This is a genomic window from Streptomyces sp. NPDC032198, assembly GCF_040636975.1.
In the GTDB taxonomy this organism is placed as follows: domain Bacteria; phylum Actinomycetota; class Actinomycetes; order Streptomycetales; family Streptomycetaceae; genus Streptomyces.
Window position 1 is genome coordinate 250,595 of record NZ_JBEZVL010000014.1, and the last position, 23,765, is coordinate 274,359.

Here is a 23,765-nt window from a genome sequence, read left to right on the forward strand (position 1 = left end):
CTCTCCCGCACAAAGGACTTGAAGAGACGTGCACATCACGCGCAACCGCCCGGACAGTCAAGCGGGCCCCGCAGAGAACTTCACCGGCACGGTGTGGCTGGACGAGATCGCCGCACCGCCGTCCCCATCCCGGCTACGCATGTTCAACGTCCACTTCGCCCCCGGGGCCCACACCGCCTGGCATCGGCACCCGCACGGCCAGGTCCTGCACGTCCTGGAGGGTGAGGGCCTTGTGCAGCGCAAGGGGAGTGCGGCGGAGACGATCCGCGCGGGCGACACGGTCTGGATCGAGCCGGACGAATGGCACTGGCACGGCGCCGCGCCCCGCACCTTCATGACACACCTGGCAGTCGTCGAGGCAACGGACGACGGCACGACCACGCACTGGGACGCACACGTGGGCGCGGATGAGTACCCGACGGCTTGAGCGCGAGGACGCCAGGACGCCAGGACGCGAAAACGCGAAGACTCGAGGAGCGGACCAGCATGCACGCGATGCAGTACGAGATCACTCTGCCGGCCGACTACGACATGGGAATTATTCGCAACAGGGTCGCCGACAAAGGCCATTTGCTGGACAAGTACCCGGGCCTCGGGGCCAAGGCCTACCTGATCCGCGAACGCGGTGCAGACGATTCCCCCGTGAACCAGTACGCACCCTTCTACCTCTGGAACACCCCCGAAGGTATGAACTCCTTCCTCTGGGGCCCCGGGTTCCAGGGGATCGTCGATGACTTCGGGCGGCCGGAGGTACAGCACTGGGGTGGGGTGGCGTTCGCGGAGGGGGCCGGATCGTCGGGAGCCACGTCAGCCCCGCCGGCTACGTCAGCCACGCCGACCACGCCGGTTACGTCGGCCGCGCCGGTTACCTCAGCCTCGTCAGCCCCCACCTCGAAGGCTGCAAAATCCGCGATACGGCGTCGGATGCGCATCCCTGCCCGCACTCCCCTGGGCGCCTTCGCCACCGAACTCGCCGCCGAGGGGGCGCGGTTGGCGCGCCAGGACGGGGCGATCTTCGCGGCCGTGGCCATCGACCCGCGAACGTGGGAGGCGGTGCACTTCTCCGTCTGGGACCACGAATCACCCAAGGAGGAGGGGGAGGTCTTCCAAGTCCTCCATCTGTCCACTCCGGAGCGCGAGCTCCTCCCCCAGGGACGGCAGTGGTGAGCGCGGTCGGTACCACGCCCGATGACATCGTGCTCGCGGTCCGCACCGTACTCGGCGACGTCGCGCCCACCGATCTCGGTATCTGCGACGCTCACGATCACCTCTTCCTGACCACCCCTCAACTCCCGGGCCAAGAGCTCGACTCGGCCGATCTTGCGGCACAGGAGCTGGCCGCTTTCCATGGGGCGGGCGGCAGGAGCCTCATCCAGTGGACACCTCACGGAATGGGACGCCGTGCGAGGGAGCTGCCCGGGCTTTCCCGGGCGACGGGCGTACGTATCGTCGCCGCGACGGGCCTGCATCAAGCACCCAACTACGCACCGGAGTTGCTGACCCGACTGCGCACCAAAGGGCTGGCGGACGTCTTCGTTCGAGAGCTGACGGAAGGCATCGGCGGCACCGGCGTGCGGGCAGGGATGATCAAGGTGGCGGGCGGCTTCCACGGCCTGGACGCGCACGCCCGTTGGACGATGGAGTCGGCGGCCGAGGCCCACCATGCGACGGGCGCACCCATCGCCGTCCATTTGGAGCTCGGCACGGGCGCGTTGGACGTGCTCGACTTGCTGTGCGGGGAGTTGGGAGTGCCGCCGGGCAAGGTGATCCTCGGGCACCTGAACCGCTCGCCCGACCTGACCGTCCACCGCGAGGCCGCCCAAGCCGGGGCCTACCTCGCCTTCGACGGCCCTTCACGCTCCCACCACGCCACGGACTGGCGCATGCCGGAAGCGGTACAAGCCCTGGCCGAGGCGGGCTTCGCGGGCCGGCTGCTCCTCGGCGGCGACACGACGACTGCCGGTGCGCGCGCGGTGAACGGCGGCCCCGGGTTGCCGTATCTGCTGCGCAGGGTCCGACCGCGGCTCGAACTGGCCGTGGGGGAAGCCGTGGTGGAGCACATGCTGACGGTCAATCCGGGGCGGGCGTTCGCTGTGGAGTGGGAGTAGGGCTCGGTTCGAGGGCGGGTGGAGTGGCGTAGGGCTTGGTTCGAGGGACGGTGGAGTGGGAGTAGGACTCGGTTCAAGGGCGAGGTGACGATCAGCGATCGTCGCAGACCGTCAGCCGACTGGCTGCCGGAGGTCCGTCGTCAAGTGCGACAGCAGGCGGGGGATCGTCGCAGACCGTCAGCCGACTGGCTGCCGAAGGTCCGTCGTCAAGTGCGACAGCAGGCGGGCCGGCGCGTCGTCCTGGATGGTGTGGCCCGCGCCGTCCACCCGGATCAGGTCGGCGTGGGGGATCCGGCCCCGCAGGAAATCGGCGAACTCCGTTGGGAGCAGGCGGTCTTCGCGTCCCCAGATGATGCGGGTCGGCACGGTCACCTCGCCGAGGAGAGGTTCGAGCTCGTCCGTCTGGGACTGCGCGAACTGACAGTACTGGCGGTACTGGCGGTACTGGCGGTACTGGCGGTACTGGCGGTACTGGCGGTACTGGCGGTAGATCGCCGCCTGGCCTTCCGAGCCACGCCATGGGTCGAGGTACGCATCCAGGCCGCCCGGCCCGTAGCCGGTGTGCGTGGCGTGACGGAGGTGGCTGGCCACCAGCGCCTCGTGGGCGTAGCCGGGGAGTTGTTCGAAGACGTGCGCGTTCTCGCGGATGAGCTTGAAGTAGCCCGTCCCCCACGCACCGCCGCCGACCGCGTCCACCAGCGTGAGATCCCCGTACTCCGCGCCCTCCAGGAGCAGCGCCCGCAGTACCACCGCCCCGCCCACATCGTGCGCGACGACACCGGGTCGGGACAGACCCCAGTGCGCGAGCAGGCCGGCGAAGATCCTCCCCTGCACCGCCAGGCCGACGTCCTGCCGCCCCTCCCGCTGCTCGGACCGCCCGAAGCCGAGCAGGTCCCAGACATAGACCTTGCGGGTTCGGGCCAGGGCGGGGGCGTGTTCGGGCCAGGGCGGGGGCGATCTCGCGCCAGATGTACGACGAGAACGGCGACCCGTGCAGGAGGACCACCGGGGGCCCCTCCCCGAACGATGCCCACCTCACGTAACCGTCCGACGTCTCGAACTTCTCCGCCAAATGCCAGGTGCTCGGGTACGTCACTCACTGCCTCCCGCTGACTGGAATCCGCAGGCCGGAAACTGCCGGTCGGAATCCGTCTATTGGGATCCGTTCGTTGGGATCCGGCTCCGGCGTCGCGTCTTGCCTTGCTGATCGACGTCACCAGTAGCGCCAGTTAACGGGTAACTCGCGAGAAGAGGGACTTGATCCACCCACGTATTGCACTGAGCGTTCCAAAATCGGTACGGTACCGACATGGCCCGACCGAGAACCTTCGACGAGGAACGGGCCCTGGACGCGGCGATGCACGCCTTCTGGGTGAACGGCTACGAGGCCACCTCGACCCAGGACCTGTGCGACGCCACCGGCCTGGGCCGCAGCAGCATCTACAACACCTTCAGCAGCAAACACGAGCTGTTCCAGCGAGCGCTGGCCCGCTACATGGACTCCATGACGTCCATCCAGGTCGAGATCCTGGATGACACGGAGCGCACCCCGATGGAGCGCCTTCGCGCGCTGTTCACCCGCATCGTCGACTCCGAGTTCGAGTGCCGCGAGGGCGGCCAGGACAACGAGGACGGCGGGGACGGCCAGGACGGCGGGCACAGCATCGGCTGTCTGACCGTCAATACGACGGTCGAGCTCGCCGGGCGCGACCCCGAGGCCGCCGAGATGCTCGCCCGCGACCTCGCGGTGCGGCTGGCCGCCATCAGCGCCGTCATCCGTACAGGACAGGGCAGCGGCGACATCGCCTCCGAGCGGGACCCGGGCGACCTGGCCCGTTTCCTGAACGCCGTCATCGGCGGCATGCGGGTCGCCGCGCAGGGCGGCGCCGATCGCGAAGCCCTGACGGCCATCGCCGACACCGCCCTGGACGCGCTTACTCGCTGAGCCGCAGACCCGCAGACCTGTTGAGCCGCTGGCCTACCAGCCCACTGGCCCACCGACCCATTGACCCACCCGCCCCGCCAACCCGCCGACTCACCGACGCGTCACCCCCGCACGCCCTCATTGTGTACCGATCAGTGCATAACCGTTTCGTACCGACCAGTGCATAACTCGCACGCCGCTCACTCACCCCCTCCCCACTCAACCCACCCCCTGAACAGGAGCCCCCATGCCCCGCGCCGTCTACCTCCTGGCCCTCGGCATCTTCGCCATGGTGACCAGTGAATTCGTGGTCGCCGGTCTGATGCCGCAAATGGCCGACGGGCTCGATGCCACGATTCCGGAGATCGGGTACCTGATCACCGCCTTCGCCGCAGCGATGGCGTTCGGCGGTCCCTTCCTCACCATCGCTCTGCTGAAGACGCGTCAGAAGTCAGCGCTGTTGGTTCTGTTCGGCATCTTCCTGGCGGGCAACGTTCTCGCCGCCCTGGCCCCGGACTATCGCACCATGCTGGTGGCCCGCGTCATCACCGGCATCGCATCACAGGCCTTCTTCGGTGTCTCCATCTCCATGTGCGCGGAGCTCACCCGCCCCGATGTGCGGGGCAGGGCCATCGCGGTGGCCCTCAACGGGCTCATGCTCGGCACCCTCCTCGGGCTGCCGCTCTCCACCGTCATCGGTGAACACCTGGGCTGGCGCGCGGCGTTCTGGGCCATCACCGGCCTGACCGTCCTTGCCGCGCTTGCCACCCTCGCCGGGGTGCCGCGCACCGAGCGCGCCGACGACGGCAGCGGCGAGGGCAGCAGCGACGGCGCCCGCGGACTGCGCCAGGAGCTGGGCGCCTTCCGCAGCCCCCGGCTCTGGTTGACGCTCACCACCAGCACCTTCGTCATCGGTGCCACGTTCTCCGCCTTCAGCTACCTCAACCCGATCCTCACCGAGGTCACGGGCTTCTCCACGGGCGCCGTCCCGCTGCTGCTCATCGCGTACGGAGCGGCCACCGTGATCGGCAACACCGCCGTCGGACGTTTCGCCGACAAGCACACCGTGCCGGTCCTGCTCACCGGCCTGCTGCTCAACCTGGCGTTCCTTGCCGGCTTCGCCCTGTTCGCCCAACTGAGCCTGGCCGCCGTGATGTTGATGATGGGCATCGGCCTGGTCGGAGTAACCATGAACCCGGCCCTGGTGACCCGCGTCCAGCGCACCGGCAACGCCCGGCCGCTGGTCAACACCGTCCACTCCTCGTTCATCACCCTCGGCATCATCATCGCGACGTCCGTGGGCGGGCCCGCCATCGATACGTTCGGCCTGCGGGCGCCGCTCTGGATCGGCGCCGCCCTCGCCGCGCTCGGTCTCGTCACGCTGCTGCCCGACCTGAAGCGGCTGCGCGAGGCACGAACCACCCCCGAAATAGCCGGTGTTGACCCACAGATCGCGACGGCGGCCCACTCCCAGGCGCCGGAACCGACATCGACACCGGAACCGACATCAACACCGACACCGACACCGGCCACCGCCAAGGAGACCACTCCGCGCATCGAGGCCTAACCCAGCGCCCCCAGAGGGTCGTCGAGTACCGACTGCCAGGCCAGCTCGGCGGCCCCCACCAGGCTGTTGTGGTCCAGCGTGCAGGCCAGGATCGGTACGCCGCCGCTGCGCCCCCACAGGCTTCGGTCGGCGACGACGGCGCGGAGCCGCTCGGGGTCGGCTTCGAGGAGCGCGCGGTGCAGGCCGCCCAGGATGATGCGGTCCGGGTTGAGGATGTTCACCAGGCCCGCGAGCCCCAGGCCGAGGCGGTCGATGAGCTCCTCGGCCGCCGCACGGACCGCGGGTTCGCCGCCCGCGTCACGGAGCAGTTCGCGGGCCTGCAGCAACAGCCCCTCGGGCCCGGGTTCGCGACCCGCCGCGGTGAGGAAGGCCAGCGGGTCCGTCTCGACGTCCAGGCAGCCCCGGCTTCCGCAGTGGCATGGGCGGCCCTCGGGATTGACGGTGAGGTGGCCGACCTCCAGCGCGAGGCCCGAACTGCCCGTGTGCAGGCGCCCATCGAGGACGAGCGCACCGCCGACCCCCCGGTGCCCGGTCGCGACGCACAGCAGATCGCGGGCGCCACGCCCTGCGCCGTGCCGGTGCTCGGCGAGCGCGGCGAGGTTGACGTCGTTGGCGGCGAACGCAGGGCCGGTGATGCCCGCGTCCCGTACGCAGTCGGCGAAGATCTGGCGGACCTGCGAGCCCGCGGGCCACGCCAGGTGCAGTGGGTTGAGCGCGGTGCCCTCCGGTTCGGCGACGGCCGAAGGCACCGCGAGGCCCGCGCCGACGCAGCGCCTGCCGGTCTCCCGCAGCAGTTGGGCACCCGCGTCGATGACCGAGCCGAGCACCTGTGCCGGGTCGGCGTCGATCGTCTCGCAGCCGGGCGCGGTGGCGACGATCCGGCCGCCGAGCCCGACGAGCGCGGCCCGGAAACCGTCGGAGTGCACCTGTGCGGCTAGCGCGACCGGCCCGTCCTCCGCGATGGAAAGACCGTGCGACGGGCGGCCCTGGGAACCCGCGGGCGCGCTCGGCCTCGCGTCGATCCTGATCAGGCCGAGCGCCTCGAGCTCGGCGGCGACGGCGCCCGCCGTGGCGCGGGTGACGCCGAGTTCGGCGGTGAGCACGGCACGGGTCGGGGCGCGCCCGGTGTGGACGAGTTCGAGGGCGGGACCGAGCGCGCCGCGCCCGCGCTCCAGGCGCGTACGCGTGGACAGATCCCCCTCGGCGCGGGGGGCAGCCTTGCCGTTCATGAGGGCGAGTCTCCCATGATCCGTACGCCGCCTCGCCGTTCAGCCGTCATCCGCCCGTACACCAATCTTCCGCCGCCCTTCCCCTGCCGCTTCACAAGAACCTCCCACCAGCCCGCGCCGACCTACGCCGACCCGCGCCACCCCCTGCTGCCCGTGTCAGCCCACGCCGACCCATGACAGCCCATGCCAGTCGCGTCACCCGAACCATCTGCCCATCGGTGATCCCCGCCTCACAGGAACTGTCTTGTACGCCACGGGGGCACACCTCTAGTCTGACTTTGTGCCGCTACTAAACAAAACCACGTCCGCAGCGTCGCGGGCCACTCCCCCGGGCCTCGCCCGGCTCCGTGTCGCACTCACCGTCTTCTTCGCGCTCGACGGCTTCATCTTCGCCGGATGGGTCGTCCGCATCCCCGCCATCAAGGAACAGACCGGCGCCTCGGCGAGCGACCTCGGGCTCGCGCTGCTCGGGGTCTCCGCCGGTGCCGTGATCACGATGACGCTCACGGGACGGCTCTGCCGCCGCTTCGGCAGCCACCCGGTGACCGTGGCCTGCGGGGTCCTGATGCCGCTGAGCATCGCCCTGCCGCCGCTGACGCACTCCGCGCTCTCACTCGGCCTCGTACTCCTGGTGTTCGGGGCTGCTTACGGCGGCATCAACGTGGCCATGAACAGCGCCGCCGTCGACCTGGTGGCCGCTCTGCGGCGACCGATCATGCCCAGCTTCCACGCCGCGTTCAGCCTGGGCGGCATGGTCGGCGCCGGGCTCGGCGGCCTGATAGCGGGCTCCCTCTCCCCCACGCGCCACCTCCTCGGCCTCACCGTGATCGGCCTGCTCGTCACCGCCGTCGCCGGGCGCACCCTCCTGCGCCTCGAACCCCCCGCGCCTCCGGCCGAGCAGCCCGACACCGAGGCCGCCCCACGCCGCCCGGGCTCCCACACCCGCGGCCTGGTGATCGTCTTCGGCCTCATCGCCCTCTGCACCGCGTACGGCGAAGGAGCACTCGCCGACTGGGGCGCCCTCCACCTCGAACAGGACCTCGCGGCCCACCCCGGCATCGCAGCCGCCGGTTACTCCTGCTTCGCCCTCGCCATGACCATCGGCCGCCTCAGCGGAACCACCCTCCTCGAACGACTCGGCCAGACCCCGATCCTCGTGGGCGGCGGCGCCACAGCCGCCGCAGGCATGCTCCTCGGCGCACTCGCACCCTCCGTATGGCTCACCCTCCTCGGCTTCGCCGTCACCGGCCTCGGACTCGCCAACATCTTCCCCGTCGCCGTCGAACGCGCCGGCGCCCTCGCCGGACCCAACGGCGTCGCCACCGCCTCCACCCTCGGCTACGGCGGCATGCTCCTCGGACCACCCGCCATCGGCTTCATGGCCGACTGGTTCACCCTCCCCACCGCCCTCACCAGCGTCGCGGTACTGGCCGCCCTCGCCGCCGTCATCGGCTACACGACCCGCCGCTGAGGCAATGCGGGCAGCGAAAGCCACCCTTCACACGAACCGGATCTCACTGGCGAAGCTGGACCTCACTGAGCCGTAGAGCGCGCGGGCGGAGGCGTAATCTGCCGGCTACCGACATCGGCTACCGTCCTCACTCGAGGCGAGGCGTCCCGCTGACGAGGAGCCGTGAATGAGCACTCCGCCCGCGACCGCGAGCACCCCCCACCTGAAACGGCGGCTGGGGGTTCACGACGCGGTGGTGATCGGCCTGGGGTCGATGATCGGGGCGGGGATCTTCGCCGCGTTCACCCCCGCCGCCCGCGCCGCCGGCCCGGGTCTGCTCCTCGGTCTCGCGGTGGCCGCCGTGGTCGCCTACTGCAATGCCACCTCATCAGCCCGGCTCGCCGCCCGCTACCCCGCCTCCGGCGGGACCTATGTCTACGGTCGCGAACGTCTCGGCGCCTTCTGGGGGTTCCTCGCGGGCTGGGCATTCGTCATCGGCAAGACCGCGTCCTGCGCGGCCATGGCCCTCACTGTCGGCGCGTACGCATGGCCCGGACACGAACGCCCGGTCGCGATCGCCGCCGTGGTCGCCCTGACCGCCGTGAACTATGCCGGCATCCAGAAGGCCGCCTGGCTGACCCGCACCATCGTCGCCCTCGTCCTCGCGGTGCTCGTCGCCGTCGTGATCGCATCCCTCACCAGCAGTCAAGCCGACCTCGTGCGCCTGGAGTTGAGCGACGACGTGAGCGTGAGCGGCGTGCTGGAGGCCGCCGGGCTGCTGTTCTTCGCGTTTGCCGGGTACGCACGCATCGCCACCCTCGGCGAGGAGGTCCGCGACCCCCGGCGCACCGTCCCTCGCGCCATCCCCCTCGCCCTGGGCATCACGCTGCTGGTATACGCGGCGGTCGCCACCGCCGTCCTTGCCGTGCTCGGCCCCGGCGGTCTGGCCGACGCGACCATGCCCCTCGCGGACGCGGTGCGCGCGGCCGGGGTGCCCGCCCTGGCGCCGGTGGTGCGCCTCGGCGCCGCCGTCGCCGCGCTCGGCTCACTGCTCGCCCTGATCCTCGGCATCTCTCGCACCACTCTGGCCATGGCGCGCGACCGTCATCTCCCGTACGCGCTGGCCACCGTCCACCCGCGTTTCCATGTCCCCCACCGGGCCGAACTCGCCGTCTGTGCCGCCGTAGTGGCCCTGGTCGCCTTCGCCGACCTGCGCGGCGCGATCGGATTCTCGTCCTTCGGGGTGCTCGTCTACTACGCCATCGCCAATGCCTCCGCCTGGACACTGACAGCGGACGAGGGCCGACCCTGGCGAGTCGTCCCCGTCGTGGGCCTGGCCGGCTGCCTGACCCTGGCCTTCGGCCTCCCGCTCTCCGCTGTCCTCTCCGGCGCCCTCGTTCTGGCGGTCGGCGTGGGCTCATACGTCGTACGCAGGACAGCCAGGTCCCGTGGTTGATCCGACCTGAACTGCGCGTCGCCGTCGTCGTGCGGGCCGGTTTCAGGCCGACCCCCGCCAACCGGCGAACCCGCAGTCGATGGCCGGGGTCAGTTCGTGCAGGCGCAGCCGGATGCGGTCTTGGCCTCACCGACCGTGATCCCTGGAGTGGTGGTCTGTTCGGCGGGGGTGCAGCAGGCGGTGACTCCGCAGCAGGCCTCGGCGGACGCCTCGGTCTGTTCGGCGGCTTGCTGGGTGGCGGTGGTGGGCTTGATGGCACGGACGATGGCGGAGTGCATGCCGTCGGCGACCGCGTGGGTGGGGGTGATGTCGACGTCGGTGAACCCGGCGGCTTCCAGGCCTGCGCGGTATTCGGCGAAGGAGAGGGCGCCTGCGATGCAGCCGACGTAGTCGCCGCGCTCGGCGCGCTGTGCGGGGGTCAGTTCGTCGTCGGCGACGACGTCAAAGACCCCGAGGCGGCCGCCGGGCCTGAGGATACGGAACGTCTCGGCGAAGACGGCGGGCTTGTCGGTGGACAGGTTGATGACGCAGTTGGAGATGACGACGTCGATGGTGTCGGCGGGCAGCGGGATCGCCTCGATGGTGCCCTTGAGGAACTCGACGTTGGTGGCGCCCGCCTTGCGCTGGTTGGCAAGGGCGAGGGCGAGCATCTCCTCGGTCATGTCCAGTCCGTAGGCCTTGCCGGTGGGGCCGACGCGGCGGGCGGACAGCAGGACGTCGATGCCGCCGCCGGAGCCGAGGTCCAGGACCCGGTCGCCTTCGTGCAGTTCGGCGACCGCGATGGGGTTGCCGCAGCCGAGTGAGGCGGCGACGGCTTCGGCGGGCAGAGCCTCGCGTTCGTCGGCGGCGTAGAGGGTGGAGCCGAAGTTCTCGTCGACCTCGATGGCCTGTGGCCCGCAGCAGGCGGTGCCGCCCTCGGTGACCTGGACGGCAGCTGCGGCATAACGCCGGCGGACGGTCTCGCGCAGGTCGGTGTTCTGCTCGCTCATGACGTTGGCTCCTCGTTGATGGGGTCGGCTGCCCGGACCCTGCTGTATTGACGTTTCTCGATGCAAGCTTGCGCCTTGGATCGAAGACTGTCAATATAGAAGAATGTCAAAACAAGAGCTTGTGGTGCTCGGCCAGGACGCCGAGGGGTGCTGCCCGACGCTGCTCAGTGCCCCGCTGGACGAGGACCAGGCCGCCGAGCTTGCGCCGGTCTTCAAGGCCCTGGGTGACCCGGTGCGGCTGCGGCTGCTGTCGATGATCGCCTCGCGGGAGGGCGGTGAGATCTGCGTGTGCGACCTGACCCCGGCCTTCGACCTGTCGCAGCCGACGATCTCTCATCACCTCAAGCTGCTGAAGCAGGCCGGTCTGATCACCTCCGAGCGTCGGGGGACCTGGGTGTATTACCGGTTGCTGCCGGAGAAGACGGACCGGCTGGCCGCGATCCTGGCGCGCCCGGACTCCGCGTCGCCCCTGCCCCGTGACAAGCAGGTCGGGGCCGCATCGTGAGCGAGGGACTTGCTTCCCCGTCGAAGACGGAGTTGAGGGCGACGGGGTCGGTGACCGGACGGCTGTCGCTGGTGGACCGGTTCCTGGCGGTGTGGATCCTGATCGCGATGGCCGCCGGCCTCGGGCTCGGCCGCCTGGTCCCGGGCCTGGGGGACGCGCTGGCGAAGGTGACCGTCACCGGTGTCTCCCTGCCGATCGCGCTGGGCCTGCTGGTGATGATGTATCCGGTCCTGGCCAAGGTCCGCTATGACCGTCTCGAATCCGTCACGCGCGATCGCCGCCTGCTGATTCCCTCGCTGGTCCTGAACTGGGTGCTGGGTCCGGCCCTGATGTTCGCCCTGGCGTGGCTCTTCCTGCCGGACCTGCCGGAGTACCGGACCGGCCTGATCATCGTCGGGCTCGCCCGGTGCATCGCGATGGTCATCATCTGGAACGACCTGGCCTGCGGTGACCGCGAGGCCGCTGCCGTCCTCGTCGCCCTCAACTCCGTCTTCCAGGTCCTGGCGTTCAGCCTGCTCGGCTGGTTCTACCTGTCCGTCCTGCCCGGCTGGCTCGGCCTTGCGACCACCGGCCTGGACGTGAGCGTGTGGGAGATCGCCCGATCGGTGTTGATCTTCCTCGGGATCCCGCTGGCCGCCGGCTTCGCGACCCGCAAGCTCGGCGAGAGGGCCAAGGGACGCGCTTGGTACGAGGCGAAGCTGATCCCGCGGATCGGACCGTTCGCGCTGTACGGACTACTGTTCACGATCGTGGTGCTGTTCGCCCTGCAGGGCGAGGCGATCACCTCGCGGCCCCTGGACGTGGTGCGGATCGCGCTGCCGCTGCTTGTCTATTTCGCCGTGATGTGGGCCGGTTCCATGGCCCTGGGCAGAGCGGTCGGGCTCACCTATCCGCGGGCGACCACACTGGCGTTCACCGCGGCGGGCAACAACTTCGAACTCGCCATCGCGGTGGCCATCGCGACGTTCGGCGCGACCTCGGGGCAGGCGCTGGCCGGGGTCGTCGGGCCGCTCATCGAGGTGCCGGTACTGATCGCCCTGGTCTATGTCGCACTCTGGGCCCGCCGCTTCTTTGCCCACTCCCCCATCCGACAGACCGAGTTGGCCACCGTTCAGGAGGATGCCGCTCATGTCTGACGCTCCAAAGCCGTCCGTGCTGTTCGTGTGCGTGCACAACGCCGGACGCTCGCAGATGGCCGCCGCCTTCCTCACCCATCACGGTCAGGGGCGTATCGAGGTCCGCTCGGCGGGCTCGGCCCCGGCCGACAGCCTGAACCCGGCTGTTGTCGCGGCGATGGCGGAGGTCGGCATCGACCTGTCCGCCCAGGTGCCCAAGGTCCTGACCATGGAGGCGGTGCGGGCCTCCGACGTGGTGATCACCATGGGGTGTGGGGACGCCTGCCCGGTCTTCCCCGGCAAGCGGTATCTGGACTGGCAGCTGGCGGACCCCGCTGGTCAGGGTGTCGAAGGCGTTCGCCCCATCCGTGACGAGATCGAGGGCCGGATCCGGGGGCTGCTGGCGGAGCTGCTGACCCGGGGGTGACAGCGAGCCAACCCGGGCTCCGGCGATGCACCGCCGGTCACGCAGCCTTTCAGTCGTCGTTCCCTTCACTGATCCGTCGGCTCACGAGGGCGAGCAAGTGATCCGAGTCGATCGGCTTTGTCACGTAGTCGGATGCACCGGACTCGACAGCCCTCTCGTTGTCGCCCTTCGTGGCCTCCGTGGTGAGCGCGATGATCGGGAGTCCGGCGAACTGGGGGCTCCTGCGGATCGTCCTGGCCGTCACGTGCCCGTCCGTCCCCGGCATTTCCATCAGCACGACCCTCACGTCGCCGTGCTGCTCGAGGACCTCGATGCCTTCGTGCCCGTCCCCCGCGTACAGCACGGACAACCCTTGCCGCTCGAAGACGCTGGTGAGCGCGAACACGCTCCGGATGTCCTCGTCGACGAGCAGTACTTTCTCGCCCTGGAAGGTGGGTGCGGAGAGATCCGGGCTCATCCCGGCGAATGAGTCCGCCCCTTGTCGCGGAAACGCCTCACTCCGTATGTCCTCGCGCCGGGCCACCGCGGTGGCGGGGCCACTCCATTCCGGATGCCGGACCGGCGGTGGCTCCGCGGAGTCCTTCGGCAAGTACAGAGTGAAGGTGGAGCCGCGGCCCGGTTCGCTCACGGCATGGATCTCGCCACCGAGGAGCCGCGCGACCTCCCGGCTGATGGACAGCCCGAGGCCCGTGCCGCCGTACTTCCTGCTGATCAGGCTGCTGCCCTGTTTGAACGCCTCGAAGATGATCCGCATCTCGCCGGGCTCGATGCCGATGCCGGTGTCGCTCACCGAGAAGGCGACCAGATCCGCGTCCGCGTCCCGTAACGATCCGGTGTCCAGGAGCTGGTCGCGGATGGCGCGGGGCACATCGGCGTTGGCGTACCGCATCACCAGATCGACCGTTCCTGAGTGGGTGAACTTCACCGCGTTGGACAGGAGGTTGCGCAGCACCTGGAGGAGCCGCATCTCGTCCGTGCGCAGCGTTTCGGGCAGCTCCGGAGACACATGCACGGAGAAGTCGAGTCCCTTCTCCGCGGTCAGCGGCCGGAACATGGCCTCTACGTAGTCCACCAGTTGCACCACGGCGATGCGTGTCGGGGAGACGTCCATCTTGCCCGCCTCGACCTTGGAGAGGTCGAGGATGTCGTTGATCAGCTGCAGCAGGTCCGAGCCCGCGCCGTGGATCGTCTCGGCGAACTGCACCTGCTTGGGCGTGAGATTCTCGTCGGCATTGGTCGCGAGCAACTTGGCCAGGATCAGGAGCGAGTTGAGCGGCGTGCGCAGCTCGTGCGACATGTTCGCGAGGAACTCGGACTTGTACCGCATCGAAATCGCGAGTTGCTCGGCCCGCTCCTCCAGGACCTGCCTGGCCTCTTCGATCTCGGTGTTCTTGACCTCGATGTGGCGGTTCTGCTGGGCGAGCAGCTCGGCCTTCTCCTCCAGCTCCGCGTTCGAGTCCTGCAAGGCCGCGCGATGCTCCTCCAACTCGCGTGAGCGCTGCTGCAGTTGCTCGGTCAGCTCCTGTGATGCGCTGAGCATCTGTTCGGTCTGCTGCTGCATCATGATCTCTTGGCGGCTGCCTTCGATGAGGCGTGTGACCGGCTCAGGGATGTCGTGGGCACGTTCACCAAGCCATCGGTCGGCTTCCGCGAGACGGGTGGCGGACAGAAGGTCGCCTTCCCCCGCCCGCTCTTCGATGACGGCGAGCCACTGTTGGAAATCGGCGTCGTCCTCCACCCAGGTCGCCAGCCTGGCCCATTCCCGGATCAGTGCTTCATGCGCGATTTCCGCGGTGTCGGGCCCCTCTGGACCAAGGACGACCAGCCGCTGTTCGGGGTCCGCGAGAAGCTGCGCTATATACCAGTCCTTGCCGAGGTGGGAGCGGTGGGCGGTGACGCGGACCGCGCTGGCGGCGCCGCCGCGAGCCCGGACCATGGACAGCAGCACACGGCGGATCCGGGACTCATCCAGTTGTTCGGACAGGGTGCGGTACACCTTCTCCGCATGCTGGTTCAGTGCGCCGGACACACCGCCGAGGCCGTGGTAACTGTCAAAACTGACCCGCCTGTCGTGCTGCAGGGGCCACAGCTCCGTGAGGGTGAACTCCAGCAGCGGAAGGCTGCCCGCCGCTCTACTCGCCTCCGCCGCGATGGTCTCCGCCAGACCGGGCGTGAAAGCGACGCCCGTCACGGCGGCCGGCTCAACGATCACGCGGGTCAGGGCCAGTTCGTCCAAGGGGGACACGTTCAGTTGCCGGTCCTGGAGGCGGGGGCCGATGTCGGGCATCTCCAGCAGGTCGGGGAGGAAGTCCGCGCGCAGGGTGCACACCAGGCGTACGTTCGGGTCCTGCGCCTCGTCCGGGGGCGGAAGGAACTGCCGCAGGAAACCCAGGGGATCCTGCCGGTCCGCGCCGCTGCTCAGCACCTCCTCGAACTGGTCCCCCACCAACGCCAGTCGGCGGCCCGTCAGCACCGCCAGCCTTGAGGCGACCGTCCAGAACCCTTCCTCCCGCACGGCGCGAGCACGGTGTTCCAGCTCCTCCAGGCTGTGATTCCGCTGTGGGTGCTCGAGCTCAAGCAAGGCGCGGGCGACGGACTCGTAGGGAGCCATGCCCGGGCGGAACGAGGCCACGGACCAGCCGTCCGCGGCCAGCTCGGGTTCGAGTCCGGCCGCGACCAGTGACGACTTCCCCACCCCGGACGGCCCCGTGACCATGACCAACGGCTGGGCCTTCACCATGGCCCGGAGCCTTTCGACCTCCCTCTCCCGCCCCACGAACACACCGGCCGATGCGTCATCGGCGCTGAAGGCCTGCAGCCCTCGGTAGGGGCAGGGCGGGAGGATGCTCCGGCCCAGGAATTCGGGCCATGCGGCCGACACCTCCGCCAACGGCACGGCGTACGCGTCATCGGCGGAGCCGTCGCGGCTCGCGAGCGAGAGCATGCCGACGATCGCGTCTCCCCAGCGGTCCGCGGCTACGACCGGCGACCCGCTGTATCCCGGTTGCGCCCGTAGAGCCGACTCACTGTCGGCGTCCAGCTGGATGAGTCCTCCGCCGACTGCACCGCGCAGCACACACGTGCTCCAGGCGCCGTTGGCCGTACGGGGCGGGTTTCCGGGATAGCCGAATACCTTCACCTCGGCGTCACCGACAAGGCCCATACGGGCATCGAGCAACCGGGCCGCCCCCGCCCCCACGGGAAGAGTGTCCCCGCCGACCAGCACAAGGCCCGCCACATCCCGGCCCAGGCGGCCGGCCCCGGGCGGTGGATCCCAGGAACTGACCCGGCAGTGCCGCAGCGGCGATCCTTCCGCATCCCCCAACAGCACGAACTCGACCTGGATGCGGGCCTCTCCGGCAGGGCGGTCCGCGCAGTCCTTCGTCCGCCCCAGGGCGACATTGACCACGTGGGCACAGGTCACGATCTGCTTGTCACCGACGACGAAGCCGACGCCGATGGGCACACCCGATGTGCCGGCGCGGATCTTGACGATGAATCCCTCACGCTGCGTGCCCATTGCTTCAGGGGCGATTCCACGTCAGGCGTACGGCGAAATTCACTTCCGCCGTTCCTTTGGCGATGATGACACCCGTCTCACCGCCCATCTTCAGGCCGAACTCCACCTCTGCCTCGTCCGGCCCCAGTTCCCGAAGTGTCTCGGCGACCATGGCCAGGGTGGGCTTCACCTGCTCCAAGGCTTCGTGAAGCGACATACGCGTGCGCGCCAACAGGCCATCCCCGGCTGCCAACTCCAGATCCGCGCCGTCCAGATCGGCGTCGGTCTCGAACACGGCAACTGCCTCACTGCTGTCACCGAGCATCATCGTCAACTGCTGTGACACAGCACGTCCCCCTGGCCCCTGGTCTACGCCCACGCCGCTGTCGCGACCCCTCCATCCTCGGGGACAGCACCATCACCGCGCAGCAAGAAGCAGAGGTTCGGAAGGTTCGGGTGACGGCGCTCAAGGGGCACAGGGGTCCGGGGGTCTCGTGTCCGACGGAGAGGGTGACGGTGAGGGCTCGGGCGACCCCGTCGGGGAGGGAGCAGCCCGGAGTGGGGGGCGCGGGTGGAAGGCGCGGGGCTCGTTCCGGGAGGAGGGGTGGAGGGGCGTGGGCCGGGGTGGGTCGGGCCGCCCGGAGACGCGGAGTCGCCCGGTCGCGGGATCGTCGGATTCGACGGATTGGACGGGTTCGACGGCTGCTGGCCGACGACCACACCCCCTCCGCCGGCCGGCCGGGTCCGCAGGTAGGCGGCCGAGTGGTTGTAGCTGAGGATCGCCCGGTCCAGGTCCGCCTTGATCGCGAGGTCGCGGTCGCCCGCGCATGTGCGGTGTGGCGGGCCCTACGGGGGATGCCGTGGCCGGTGCCGGTCGCTGACGTGCCGCGTCGGATCTGCTCGGAGAAGCACCGGGGAGGTTGTATGTGACCAGGGACGCGAGTGTTGAGGGGTTGCTGAGCAGCCTGGATTCGATGGTCGACGAGGACTTCCCGCTGCGAGATCCTCACGAGGTGAGCGTGGCCGCCTTCGCGTCCCAGTCGATGTGGTGGTCGAACTGCCAGGCCGTCTTCTCCGGGTTGACCAGCTTCATGGCCACCGGCATCAAGAGGTCGCGCAGTGCGCGGCCGACCGGGCCCGCGGTCTTGTTGCCGTTCGTGCGGGCGCCGAGTCTGATGATGCGTTCGACGCGGGGGCGACGCAGTTCTTCGTACGTCGAGAAGGCCTGGTCGTAGGGCAGATCCCGTAGGCAGCGCGCCAGTTCGACGGCGCTCTCGGTGGCGATGGATGCGCCCTGCCCCGAGCTGGACGAGGCGGCGTGGGCCGCGTCGCCGATGAGGGTCATGCGGCCGCGGGTCCAGGTCGGCACCCGTGGCATGTTCTCCATCGGGCCGGTGATGAGGAGTTGGCCGGGGTCGGTTCGGCCGATCATCTCGAGGGCGGGCGTGCGGTCGTCGGCGAAGGCGCTCTTCAGGGTGAGCATCCACTCCTTCGCGCCGATCGCCTGGGCCTCGGCGACCGTCATCGGCAGGACGCGGGGCAGGTTCACGAACCACACCGCCGAGGAGTCGTCGAAGACCTGGTAGCCGAAGAAGGCGCGCTTGCCGAAGCACATGTACATGACGCCGTCGGTGGAGGGGAGTCCCGATTGACTCATCCGGGCCCCGAAGCAGACCAGCCCCGCGTAGTTCGGCTGCGGCGCGGCCGGGTCGATGAGGGGGCGGACCGTGGAGCGGATGCCGTCGGCGCCGATCAGGATGTCGGCACCGGCCTGCGTTCCGTCCGCGAAATGCGCGGTGACGCCGGAGCCGGTTTCCGTCGCGCCGGTCAGCCGCTTGCCGTGCAGGATGGGGACCGAGCGGCGCTCCGCCTCGTCGTAGATCGCACGGTAGAGATCGGCGCGCCAGACGAACTGCTGTGCCGGGAGGCGGGAGGGCGGGGCGAACCGCGCGAGGGGCTTGCCCGTCCAGCTCCGCAGGCCCATGGCGGTGACCGGGGTGCCGATGGAGCGGACGAGGTCGCCCGCGCCGATCGCGTCGAGGGCGTTCTGGCCGTTGGGGGCGATGGTCATGCCTCCTCCGGTCCCGTCGGCCGTGGAGTCGTACGCCTCGTAGACGGTCGCCTCGATACCCGCGCGGTGGAGGGCCATCGCGGCGACCGGGCCCGCGATTCCGCCGCCGATGACGATCGCTGTGCGGGCTTTGCCCGTGGGGGTCATCTCGGTGGTTCCTTTCTGATTTCTGATTTCTGGAAGACGCTCTCGCGCCGACCCTCTGATAGTTGCACTGCAACTAGTCTCAGGTCAACTAGTTATTCCGTGGCTAAAGTGGAGTCCATGACCTCCTCCGCTCCCCGCAGCTCGCCCCTCGCCCTCACCGTCCTGGCCCTGCTGAGCTACCAACCGCTGCACCCGTACGGCATCCAGCGCCTGGTCAAGGAATGGGGCAAGGAGCAGGTCGTCAACGTCCGGCAGCGTGCGAGCCTCTACCGCACGATCGAGCGGCTCCACGGCGACGGGCTGATCGCGGTGCGCGAGACGGAGCGCGATCAGCAGTACCCCGAGCGGACCGTGTACGAAGTCACCGACGCGGGGCGCGAGACCGCCCGCGCCTGGCTGCTGGAGATGCTCTCGGCGCCCAGACAGGAGTTCCCGGAGTTCCCGGCCGCCCTGTCGAACCTGCTGCTGCTCACGCCGGAAGAGATGACGGACGCACTGGAGCGGCGAGCCGACGCGCTCAAGGAGAAGCTCGACGGACTGGAAGCGGCGACGGCCACGGAGGCTGATCGGGGCCTTCCGCGCATCACCCGCCTGGAGTCCGAGTACCTGCGAGCCGTGACGGCCGCGGAGCTGGAATGGGTGCGCGCGGTGGTCGATGACATGCGAGCCGGCGGGCTCGCATGGACGAAGGATGAGCTCGACGCCTTCGCGGCGGGACCGGCACATGAGTGAGCCCGCCCCCTCTCCTGCAGTTTCCGCGGGAGGGGACGGGCCTCGGGGTGCCTCCGCCGACCCTGCCGGGACTCAGGCGGGCCAGCGTCGCCATGGCTGCCGCGTCGGCCCCGGCGTCACCGGAGCGTGGGCTGATGACGGCGCCGTTGCACACGTGGCAGTTGGCGTAGGAGCGCAGTAGGTGGCGTAGGAGGCGAGGAATCCGTCACGACGGAGGGGCGGCGGGGCGGCGGGGCGGCGGGGCGGCGGGGCGTCCGTTCCGGCGCTACTTGTCCTGTAGCAGCGTCAGCTCGGCGTCGATGGCGCCACGCATCAGGTCACGCGCATGGTCGACCGGCAGCCCGCCGCTGAGCCAGCGCATGCTCAGGCCTTCCAGGAGCGCGGTGAGCCGCTCTCCTGCCGCGGCCAGCGCGGGCGCCGGTGCCATCGGCTGCACCTGGCCGAGGAGCGCCGCCACTTCCTGCACCCACACCAGGGTCGCCCTGGCGAGATCTTCCCGCAGCACCTCGTCGAAGACGGCGCTCGCACGCAACTCGCCCCAGGCCGAGCTGTTCTCCTTGACCACCACGGTGTCCTGCAGCTCCAGGAGGAGAACCTCGTCGAGCTCCTCGCGGGGCGCGAGCGGCAGCGCGCCGGGATCGCGGTCCGTGGTGTAGCGCTCCGCGCGGTCGTTGATGAACTCCAGCGTGTGGCGCAGGATCCCGGTGCGGTCCTTGAAGTGGTAGTAGATCAGCCCGGTCGATACGCCCGCCTCGGCGGCCAGCTCCTCGACACGCAGGCCGCGGACGCCGCGACGGGCGATCAGCCGGGCGGCGGCTTCAAGGATCTGAGTAGTGCGGGGCGCCATGGCCCCGAACCCTACCGGGCCGGTCCGGGCCCCGAGATCGCGGGCGGTGCCGCGGCCGACCGGTTGGACTCGGCATCCGATCGGTCGGTCATCGACGGATCGGCCGCCGTACAAGGCACGGACGGCGGGCAGTTGCCGCGAACCGATTCGGCCCTCAGCGCCATGCACACGGAGGGATCGAAGGTCCGTCGCAATCACGCGGCCCCGGCCGCCCGCTCACCTAGAGGTCACCAGTAAGGGCATCGAGCTGGGCGGCGAGATGTGGGTGGGTGCGCTCCACGTATGGGCGGGCCGCGATCAGTGGGGCGATCAGGGCCGCCGGGTCGTTGTCGGCCAGAGCCGCGTCGACACGGCCGATCGCGGGCCGCGCTCGCGGCGGAAGACCGGTGAGGGCCGTGACCTGGCCCGCGAGGCGACGCAGGGCGCCGGCGTTGTCCCGTGCCCAGGCGGTGCGATTGCGGTCGGCGGCGCGGCGTTGGCGGGTGGCCTGCACGCGCTGCTCGCCGGTGCTTCCGGTCGGCCCGGGGCGCTGGCGCAGATAGCGGCGTTCGGCGGCCTGGCGGCTCGCGACCCCCAGAGGCTGGGCGAGATCGGCCCAGCTCGCACCCGCGTGGCGGGCCGTCTCGATCAGGCCCGCTTCCCACGCGGCGAGTTGTTCACGCACCTCGCGCAGCAGCAAGAGCGAGGCCAAGGCCTGCTCCGGGTCGGCACTGCCGGTGGCTGAGGCGTCCGCGTCGTCCTGCCGGGCGACCCGCATGGCGTCGCGGATGGCTTCCAGAGCAGAGGCGGCGGCCGGGAAAGACGCGGGATTCCGGTCATCGGCGCGGGGTGGTTCCGGCGGGCCGGTTGCCGTCATGAGGACCTCCTTCGTGCATGTCATCGCATGGACGACATGCAACTTGTCATCCATTGGACGACATGCTACAACCGAAGGCAGGTGAAGCGCATTGGCGGGTACTGCCCGAACCTTCAGGAGGTGTTTCGCGATGTTGATGCGCACTGATCCCTTCCGCGAGCTCGACCGCCTCGCCCAGCAGCTGGTCGGCCCCGGCACCGGGTCACGGCCGTCCGCGATGGCCATGGACGCCTACCGCGAGGGTGACGAGTACGTGGTGTCCTTCGATCTGCCCGGCGTCACCGCCGAGGCGATCGACATCGACGTGGAACGGAACATGCTGACCGTCAAGGCCGAGCGCCGTCCGGTCGCCAGGCCCGATTCCGTCCAGATGGAGCTGTCCGAGCGGCCTCTGGGCGTGTTCTCCCGCCAGCTCGTGCTGGCCGACACACTGGACACCGAGCGCATCGAGGCCTCGTACGACGCGGGTGTGCTGACCCTGCGCATCCCGATCGCCGAGCGTGCCAAGCCCCGCAAGATCTCCATCGGGAACGAAGCGTCCCAGAGGGAGATCAGCGGCTGAGCCGGAGCCGCACGACGAGTGGTGCGGAGGACGGGCTGCTCTCCCCCGTGGCCCCCTGGCCCCTGCCCCCCCCCCCTGGCTCCGTCCTCCGCACCTGACGTACGCCCCCTACAAACACCGGTGTCGACACCCACGACACCCACACCCACCCACACCACCCCCTCCGCGACGAGAAAGGCGCGCACGCAGCGATGTTCGAACGACCTGAACCCGCCCGGCCCCTCCCCGTGATGACGTTCCGTCAGATGCTGGAGAAGGTGCGCTACGAAGGCGCGTACCCCACCCCGGAGCGGGCCGAGGAAGCCGTTCGGCTGGTACTCGGCGGCCTCGGCAGGCAGCTGACCGGGGATCAACGCGTCGAGCTCGCGGCGCGCCTGCCCCTGGAGGCCGCCCGCATCCTCACCGCCGAGATCCCCGCCACCGAGCCCCTCACCGGTTGGGGCTTCGTCAAGGATCTCGCCACCCGGGCCGGGGCAAGCCCCGCCACCACACGCTGGGACACCGGCGCCGTTCTGACCGCCGTCGCAGCCCTGGCGGGCCCCGAACTCCTGACCGGCATCCTGGCCCAGCTCCCCTCCGGCTACGCCCTCCTGTTCGGCCGCGCCGAACTCATCCAGGCCGCGTAGGCGCCCGGCGGCGGCGCAGCGCGGTGACGGCGCCCAACGCCGCGCCCACCGCCAGGACGACCCCGCCCCGCAGCCACACCTCGCGTTCGACCTGCGTCGCGAGAACGACGCACGACATCGCTCCGAGGACGGGAACGACCGTCGGTGCGCGGAAGTGGTCTCGTGTGGTGCCGTCGCGACGCAGCACCAGCGCCGCCGTGTTGACCAGGAAGAAGACCACCAGGAGAAGGAGGACCAGGGTCGAGGCGAGCGTCGACACGTCGCCGGTCAGCGCGAGCAGGAGCGAGAGGGCGGTGGTCACCGCGATCGCGGCCCACGGCGTACGCCTGCCGGGCAGCACCTTCGTGAGGAAGCCCGGCAGCAGCCGGTCCCACGCCATTCCGTAGGCGAGGCGCGACGACATGATGCCGGTGAGCAGGGCGCCATTGGCGACGGCCACCAGGGCGATGGCACTGAACAGCTCCGTGGGGACGCCGCCGGCCACGCGGACGACTTCGAGGAGGGGCCCGCTCGAATCGGCGAGCGTCTTGGTCGGCACGGCGGCCGCGGCGGCGGCACCGACCAGTGCGTATACCGCGCCCGCGGTGATCAGCGCGCCGAAGAGCGCCCGCGGATAGGAGCGCCGCGGGTCACGGGTCTCCTCCGCCACGTTGACGGAGGTCTCGAACCCGACGAACGAGTAGTACGCCAGAACCGCCCCGCTCAGCACGGCTGCCGCGGGTCCGTGTTCCGGTGTCCCGAGGTCCGTCAGCCGCCCGACGTCTCCGTCGCCGCGCAGCACGATCCAGACGCCGAGCCCGATCACGAGCAGGAGCCCGCTCACCTCGATGACGGTGGCCACTACGTTGGCCCGCGTCGACTCGCTGATCCCCCGCGCGTTCAGCAGGGCCAGCGCGGACAGGAACACGACCGCGACGAGGACCACCGGCAACGAGACGAACTCCGCCAGGTAGTCGCCCCCAAAACCCCGGGCCAGGGCGCCCACCGACACGACGCCGGCCGCCAGCATGCAGAACCCGGCGAGGAACCCGGCGAACGGCCCGTAGGCGAGGGTCGCGTAGTGGGAGGCTCCACCGGCACGGGGGTATTTCGTGGCGAGTTCGGCGTACGAGGCAGCGGTCAGCAGGGCCAGACACAGCGCCATGACGAGCGGCACCCACACGGCGCCACCGGTGTCGGCGGCGACCTGGCCCACCAGGACGTATACGCCCGCGCCGAGCACATCGCCCAGGATGAAGAAGTAGAGCAGCGGGGTGGTCAGTGCCTTCTTGAGCGGAGTCGCCGTGTCGGTCGCCTCTGGAACGGTGCGGGGAGATTTCACGCGCACACTCGTACCCGGTTCGGCGTCCGGCAGACGGTGGGCGCCCCGAACGCCTGAGGGCAGGCGGCGTCACAGGACGGCATTCCGGGTGGCGGCGCCGCCAAACCCCGCGGGCGTGCGGCTCACGTCACAGCGCCGGGTGGCGTCCGGCACTCCCTCGTGGGCACACTGATTTCGAGGTCAGGAAGCGGCCGCGCCCCCAAAGCCCCCGCTTCCACGGAGCGAGTGTCGCTCTTCCTCAACCGCCGTCCCGCATCCCGCCTCGCGCACGGTGGTGGTGGACGGGCACGCGTCGGCAGTCACCTCGCCCCCTCTCCATCTGCCGTCGGCATGC

20 protein-coding genes and 4 pseudogenes are annotated in these 23,765 nt (G+C 70.0%); 13 read left to right on the forward strand and 11 right to left on the reverse strand.

What is annotated here, in order from left to right:
- Positions 1-28 precede the first annotated feature (28 nt).
- From AB0E78_RS32960 to AB0E78_RS32970, 3 genes are read left to right on the forward strand one after another with little or no spacing between them, the layout of a single operon-like run.
- The gene (locus tag AB0E78_RS32960; RefSeq protein ID WP_361840394.1) at positions 29-427 is read left to right on the forward strand and encodes a cupin domain-containing protein; all 399 of its coding nucleotides are present in this window, start codon (positions 29-31) and stop codon (positions 425-427) included.
- 59 nt (positions 428-486) lie between these two features.
- Positions 487-1,167, forward strand: coding sequence for a DUF4865 family protein (locus AB0E78_RS32965; protein ID WP_361840396.1), 681 nt, complete (start codon positions 487-489; stop codon positions 1,165-1,167).
- 29 nt (positions 1,168-1,196) lie between these two features.
- Entirely contained in the window at positions 1,197-2,108 is a 912-nt protein-coding gene (locus tag AB0E78_RS32970) for a phosphotriesterase (RefSeq protein WP_361840536.1), read from the forward strand.
- A gap of 177 nt (positions 2,109-2,285) precedes the next feature.
- Here the strand turns inward: AB0E78_RS32970 and AB0E78_RS32975 are convergent.
- Positions 2,286-3,180 (reverse strand): annotated as a pseudogene (locus AB0E78_RS32975) (alpha/beta hydrolase).
- 237 nt (positions 3,181-3,417) lie between these two features.
- Here AB0E78_RS32975 and AB0E78_RS32980 point away from each other — a divergent pair.
- Both AB0E78_RS32980 and AB0E78_RS32985 read left to right on the forward strand, forming a co-directional pair.
- Positions 3,418-4,053: a TetR/AcrR family transcriptional regulator gene (locus AB0E78_RS32980; RefSeq protein WP_361840399.1), complete on the forward strand. Its 636-nt coding sequence runs from the start codon at positions 3,418-3,420 to the stop codon at positions 4,051-4,053.
- Positions 4,054-4,279: 226 nt separating this feature from the next.
- Positions 4,280-5,599 carry an MFS transporter gene (locus AB0E78_RS32985; RefSeq protein ID WP_361840401.1) on the forward strand — a complete coding sequence of 440 codons (1,320 nt, stop codon included), beginning with the start codon at positions 4,280-4,282 and terminating at the stop codon, positions 5,597-5,599.
- Here the strand turns inward: AB0E78_RS32985 and AB0E78_RS32990 are convergent.
- Complete coding sequence (locus AB0E78_RS32990) at positions 5,596-6,828, reverse strand: ROK family protein (RefSeq protein WP_361840404.1); 1,233 nt, start codon at positions 6,826-6,828, stop codon at positions 5,596-5,598. The genes AB0E78_RS32985 and AB0E78_RS32990 overlap by 4 nt on opposite strands.
- 280 nt (positions 6,829-7,108) lie before the next feature.
- Between AB0E78_RS32990 and AB0E78_RS32995 the strand changes: the two genes are divergently transcribed.
- Together AB0E78_RS32995 and AB0E78_RS33000 are read left to right on the forward strand one after the other, a co-directional pair.
- Positions 7,109-8,299, forward strand: coding sequence for an MFS transporter (locus tag AB0E78_RS32995; protein WP_361840407.1), 1,191 nt, complete (start codon positions 7,109-7,111; stop codon positions 8,297-8,299).
- Positions 8,300-8,465: 166 nt separating this feature from the next.
- Positions 8,466-9,734, forward strand: a complete 1,269-nt coding sequence (locus AB0E78_RS33000) for an APC family permease (protein ID WP_361840409.1) — start codon at positions 8,466-8,468, stop codon at positions 9,732-9,734.
- A gap of 89 nt (positions 9,735-9,823) precedes the next feature.
- Here the strand turns inward: AB0E78_RS33000 and arsM are convergent, their stop codons facing one another.
- Positions 9,824-10,723, reverse strand: coding sequence for an arsenite methyltransferase (arsM, locus tag AB0E78_RS33005; RefSeq protein WP_361840411.1), 900 nt, complete (start codon positions 10,721-10,723; stop codon positions 9,824-9,826).
- Between the two features lie 103 nt (positions 10,724-10,826).
- Here arsM and AB0E78_RS33010 point away from each other — a divergent pair, with 103 nt between their 5' ends.
- The 3 genes from AB0E78_RS33010 (at position 10,827) to AB0E78_RS33020 (ending at position 12,770) form a co-directional block, all read left to right on the forward strand.
- Entirely contained in the window at positions 10,827-11,228 is a 402-nt protein-coding gene (locus tag AB0E78_RS33010; protein WP_361840413.1) for a metalloregulator ArsR/SmtB family transcription factor, read from the forward strand.
- A 107-nt stretch (positions 11,229-11,335) separates the two neighbouring features.
- Entirely contained in the window at positions 11,336-12,364 is a 1,029-nt protein-coding gene (gene arsB / locus AB0E78_RS33015) for an ACR3 family arsenite efflux transporter (protein ID WP_361840539.1), read from the forward strand.
- A complete protein-coding gene (locus tag AB0E78_RS33020) occupies positions 12,357-12,770 on the forward strand; it encodes an arsenate reductase ArsC (protein ID WP_361840415.1) in 414 nt (137 codons plus the stop codon). The genes arsB and AB0E78_RS33020 overlap by 8 nt, the downstream gene beginning before the upstream one ends.
- 49 nt (positions 12,771-12,819) lie before the next feature.
- On the opposite strand, the pseudogene AB0E78_RS33025 reads toward AB0E78_RS33020, so the two are convergent.
- From AB0E78_RS33025 to AB0E78_RS33040, 4 genes and pseudogenes are all read right to left on the reverse strand, one after another.
- A pseudogene (locus AB0E78_RS33025) lies at positions 12,820-14,322 on the reverse strand (ATP-binding protein); the annotation flags it as partial.
- A gap of 192 nt (positions 14,323-14,514) precedes the next feature.
- Positions 14,515-16,290 (reverse strand): annotated as a pseudogene (locus tag AB0E78_RS33030) (serine protease); the annotation flags it as partial.
- A 4-nt stretch (positions 16,291-16,294) separates the two neighbouring features.
- On the reverse strand, positions 16,295-16,615 hold the full coding sequence (locus AB0E78_RS33035; protein ID WP_361840417.1) for a CU044_2847 family protein: 321 nt from the start codon (positions 16,613-16,615) through the stop codon (positions 16,295-16,297).
- 660 nt (positions 16,616-17,275) lie between these two features.
- Positions 17,276-18,487, reverse strand: coding sequence for an NAD(P)/FAD-dependent oxidoreductase (locus AB0E78_RS33040; protein ID WP_361840419.1), 1,212 nt, complete (start codon positions 18,485-18,487; stop codon positions 17,276-17,278).
- Positions 18,488-18,604: 117 nt separating this feature from the next.
- Between AB0E78_RS33040 and AB0E78_RS33045 the strand changes: the two genes are divergently transcribed.
- Positions 18,605-19,219, forward strand: a complete 615-nt coding sequence (locus tag AB0E78_RS33045) for a PadR family transcriptional regulator (RefSeq protein WP_361840421.1) — start codon at positions 18,605-18,607, stop codon at positions 19,217-19,219.
- Positions 19,220-19,292: 73 nt separating this feature from the next.
- Here AB0E78_RS33045 and AB0E78_RS33050 read toward each other — a convergent pair.
- The 3 genes and pseudogenes from AB0E78_RS33050 to AB0E78_RS33060 all read right to left on the reverse strand — a co-directional run.
- Positions 19,293-19,421, reverse strand: a pseudogene (locus AB0E78_RS33050) (hypothetical protein); the annotation flags it as partial.
- A gap of 63 nt (positions 19,422-19,484) precedes the next feature.
- Positions 19,485-20,066 carry a helix-turn-helix domain-containing protein gene (locus tag AB0E78_RS33055; RefSeq protein ID WP_361840424.1) on the reverse strand — a complete coding sequence of 194 codons (582 nt, stop codon included), beginning with the start codon at positions 20,064-20,066 and terminating at the stop codon, positions 19,485-19,487.
- Between the two features lie 220 nt (positions 20,067-20,286).
- Entirely contained in the window at positions 20,287-20,922 is a 636-nt protein-coding gene (locus AB0E78_RS33060; RefSeq protein ID WP_361840427.1) for a type III effector protein, read from the reverse strand.
- Between the two features lie 130 nt (positions 20,923-21,052).
- Here AB0E78_RS33060 and AB0E78_RS33065 point away from each other — a divergent pair, with 130 nt between their 5' ends.
- Together AB0E78_RS33065 and AB0E78_RS33070 are read left to right on the forward strand one after the other, a co-directional pair.
- Positions 21,053-21,484 (forward strand): Hsp20/alpha crystallin family protein, encoded by a 432-nt coding sequence (locus AB0E78_RS33065; RefSeq protein ID WP_361840429.1) that lies wholly within the window; start codon positions 21,053-21,055, stop codon positions 21,482-21,484.
- 191 nt (positions 21,485-21,675) lie between these two features.
- Positions 21,676-22,110, forward strand: coding sequence for a DUF2267 domain-containing protein (locus tag AB0E78_RS33070; RefSeq protein ID WP_361840432.1), 435 nt, complete (start codon positions 21,676-21,678; stop codon positions 22,108-22,110).
- Here AB0E78_RS33070 and AB0E78_RS33075 read toward each other — a convergent pair.
- Positions 22,094-23,431: an APC family permease gene (locus AB0E78_RS33075; RefSeq protein ID WP_361840435.1), complete on the reverse strand. Its 1,338-nt coding sequence runs from the start codon at positions 23,429-23,431 to the stop codon at positions 22,094-22,096. The two genes, AB0E78_RS33070 and AB0E78_RS33075, sit on opposite strands and share 17 nt — an antisense overlap.
- Between the last annotated feature and the right edge of the window lie 334 nt (positions 23,432-23,765).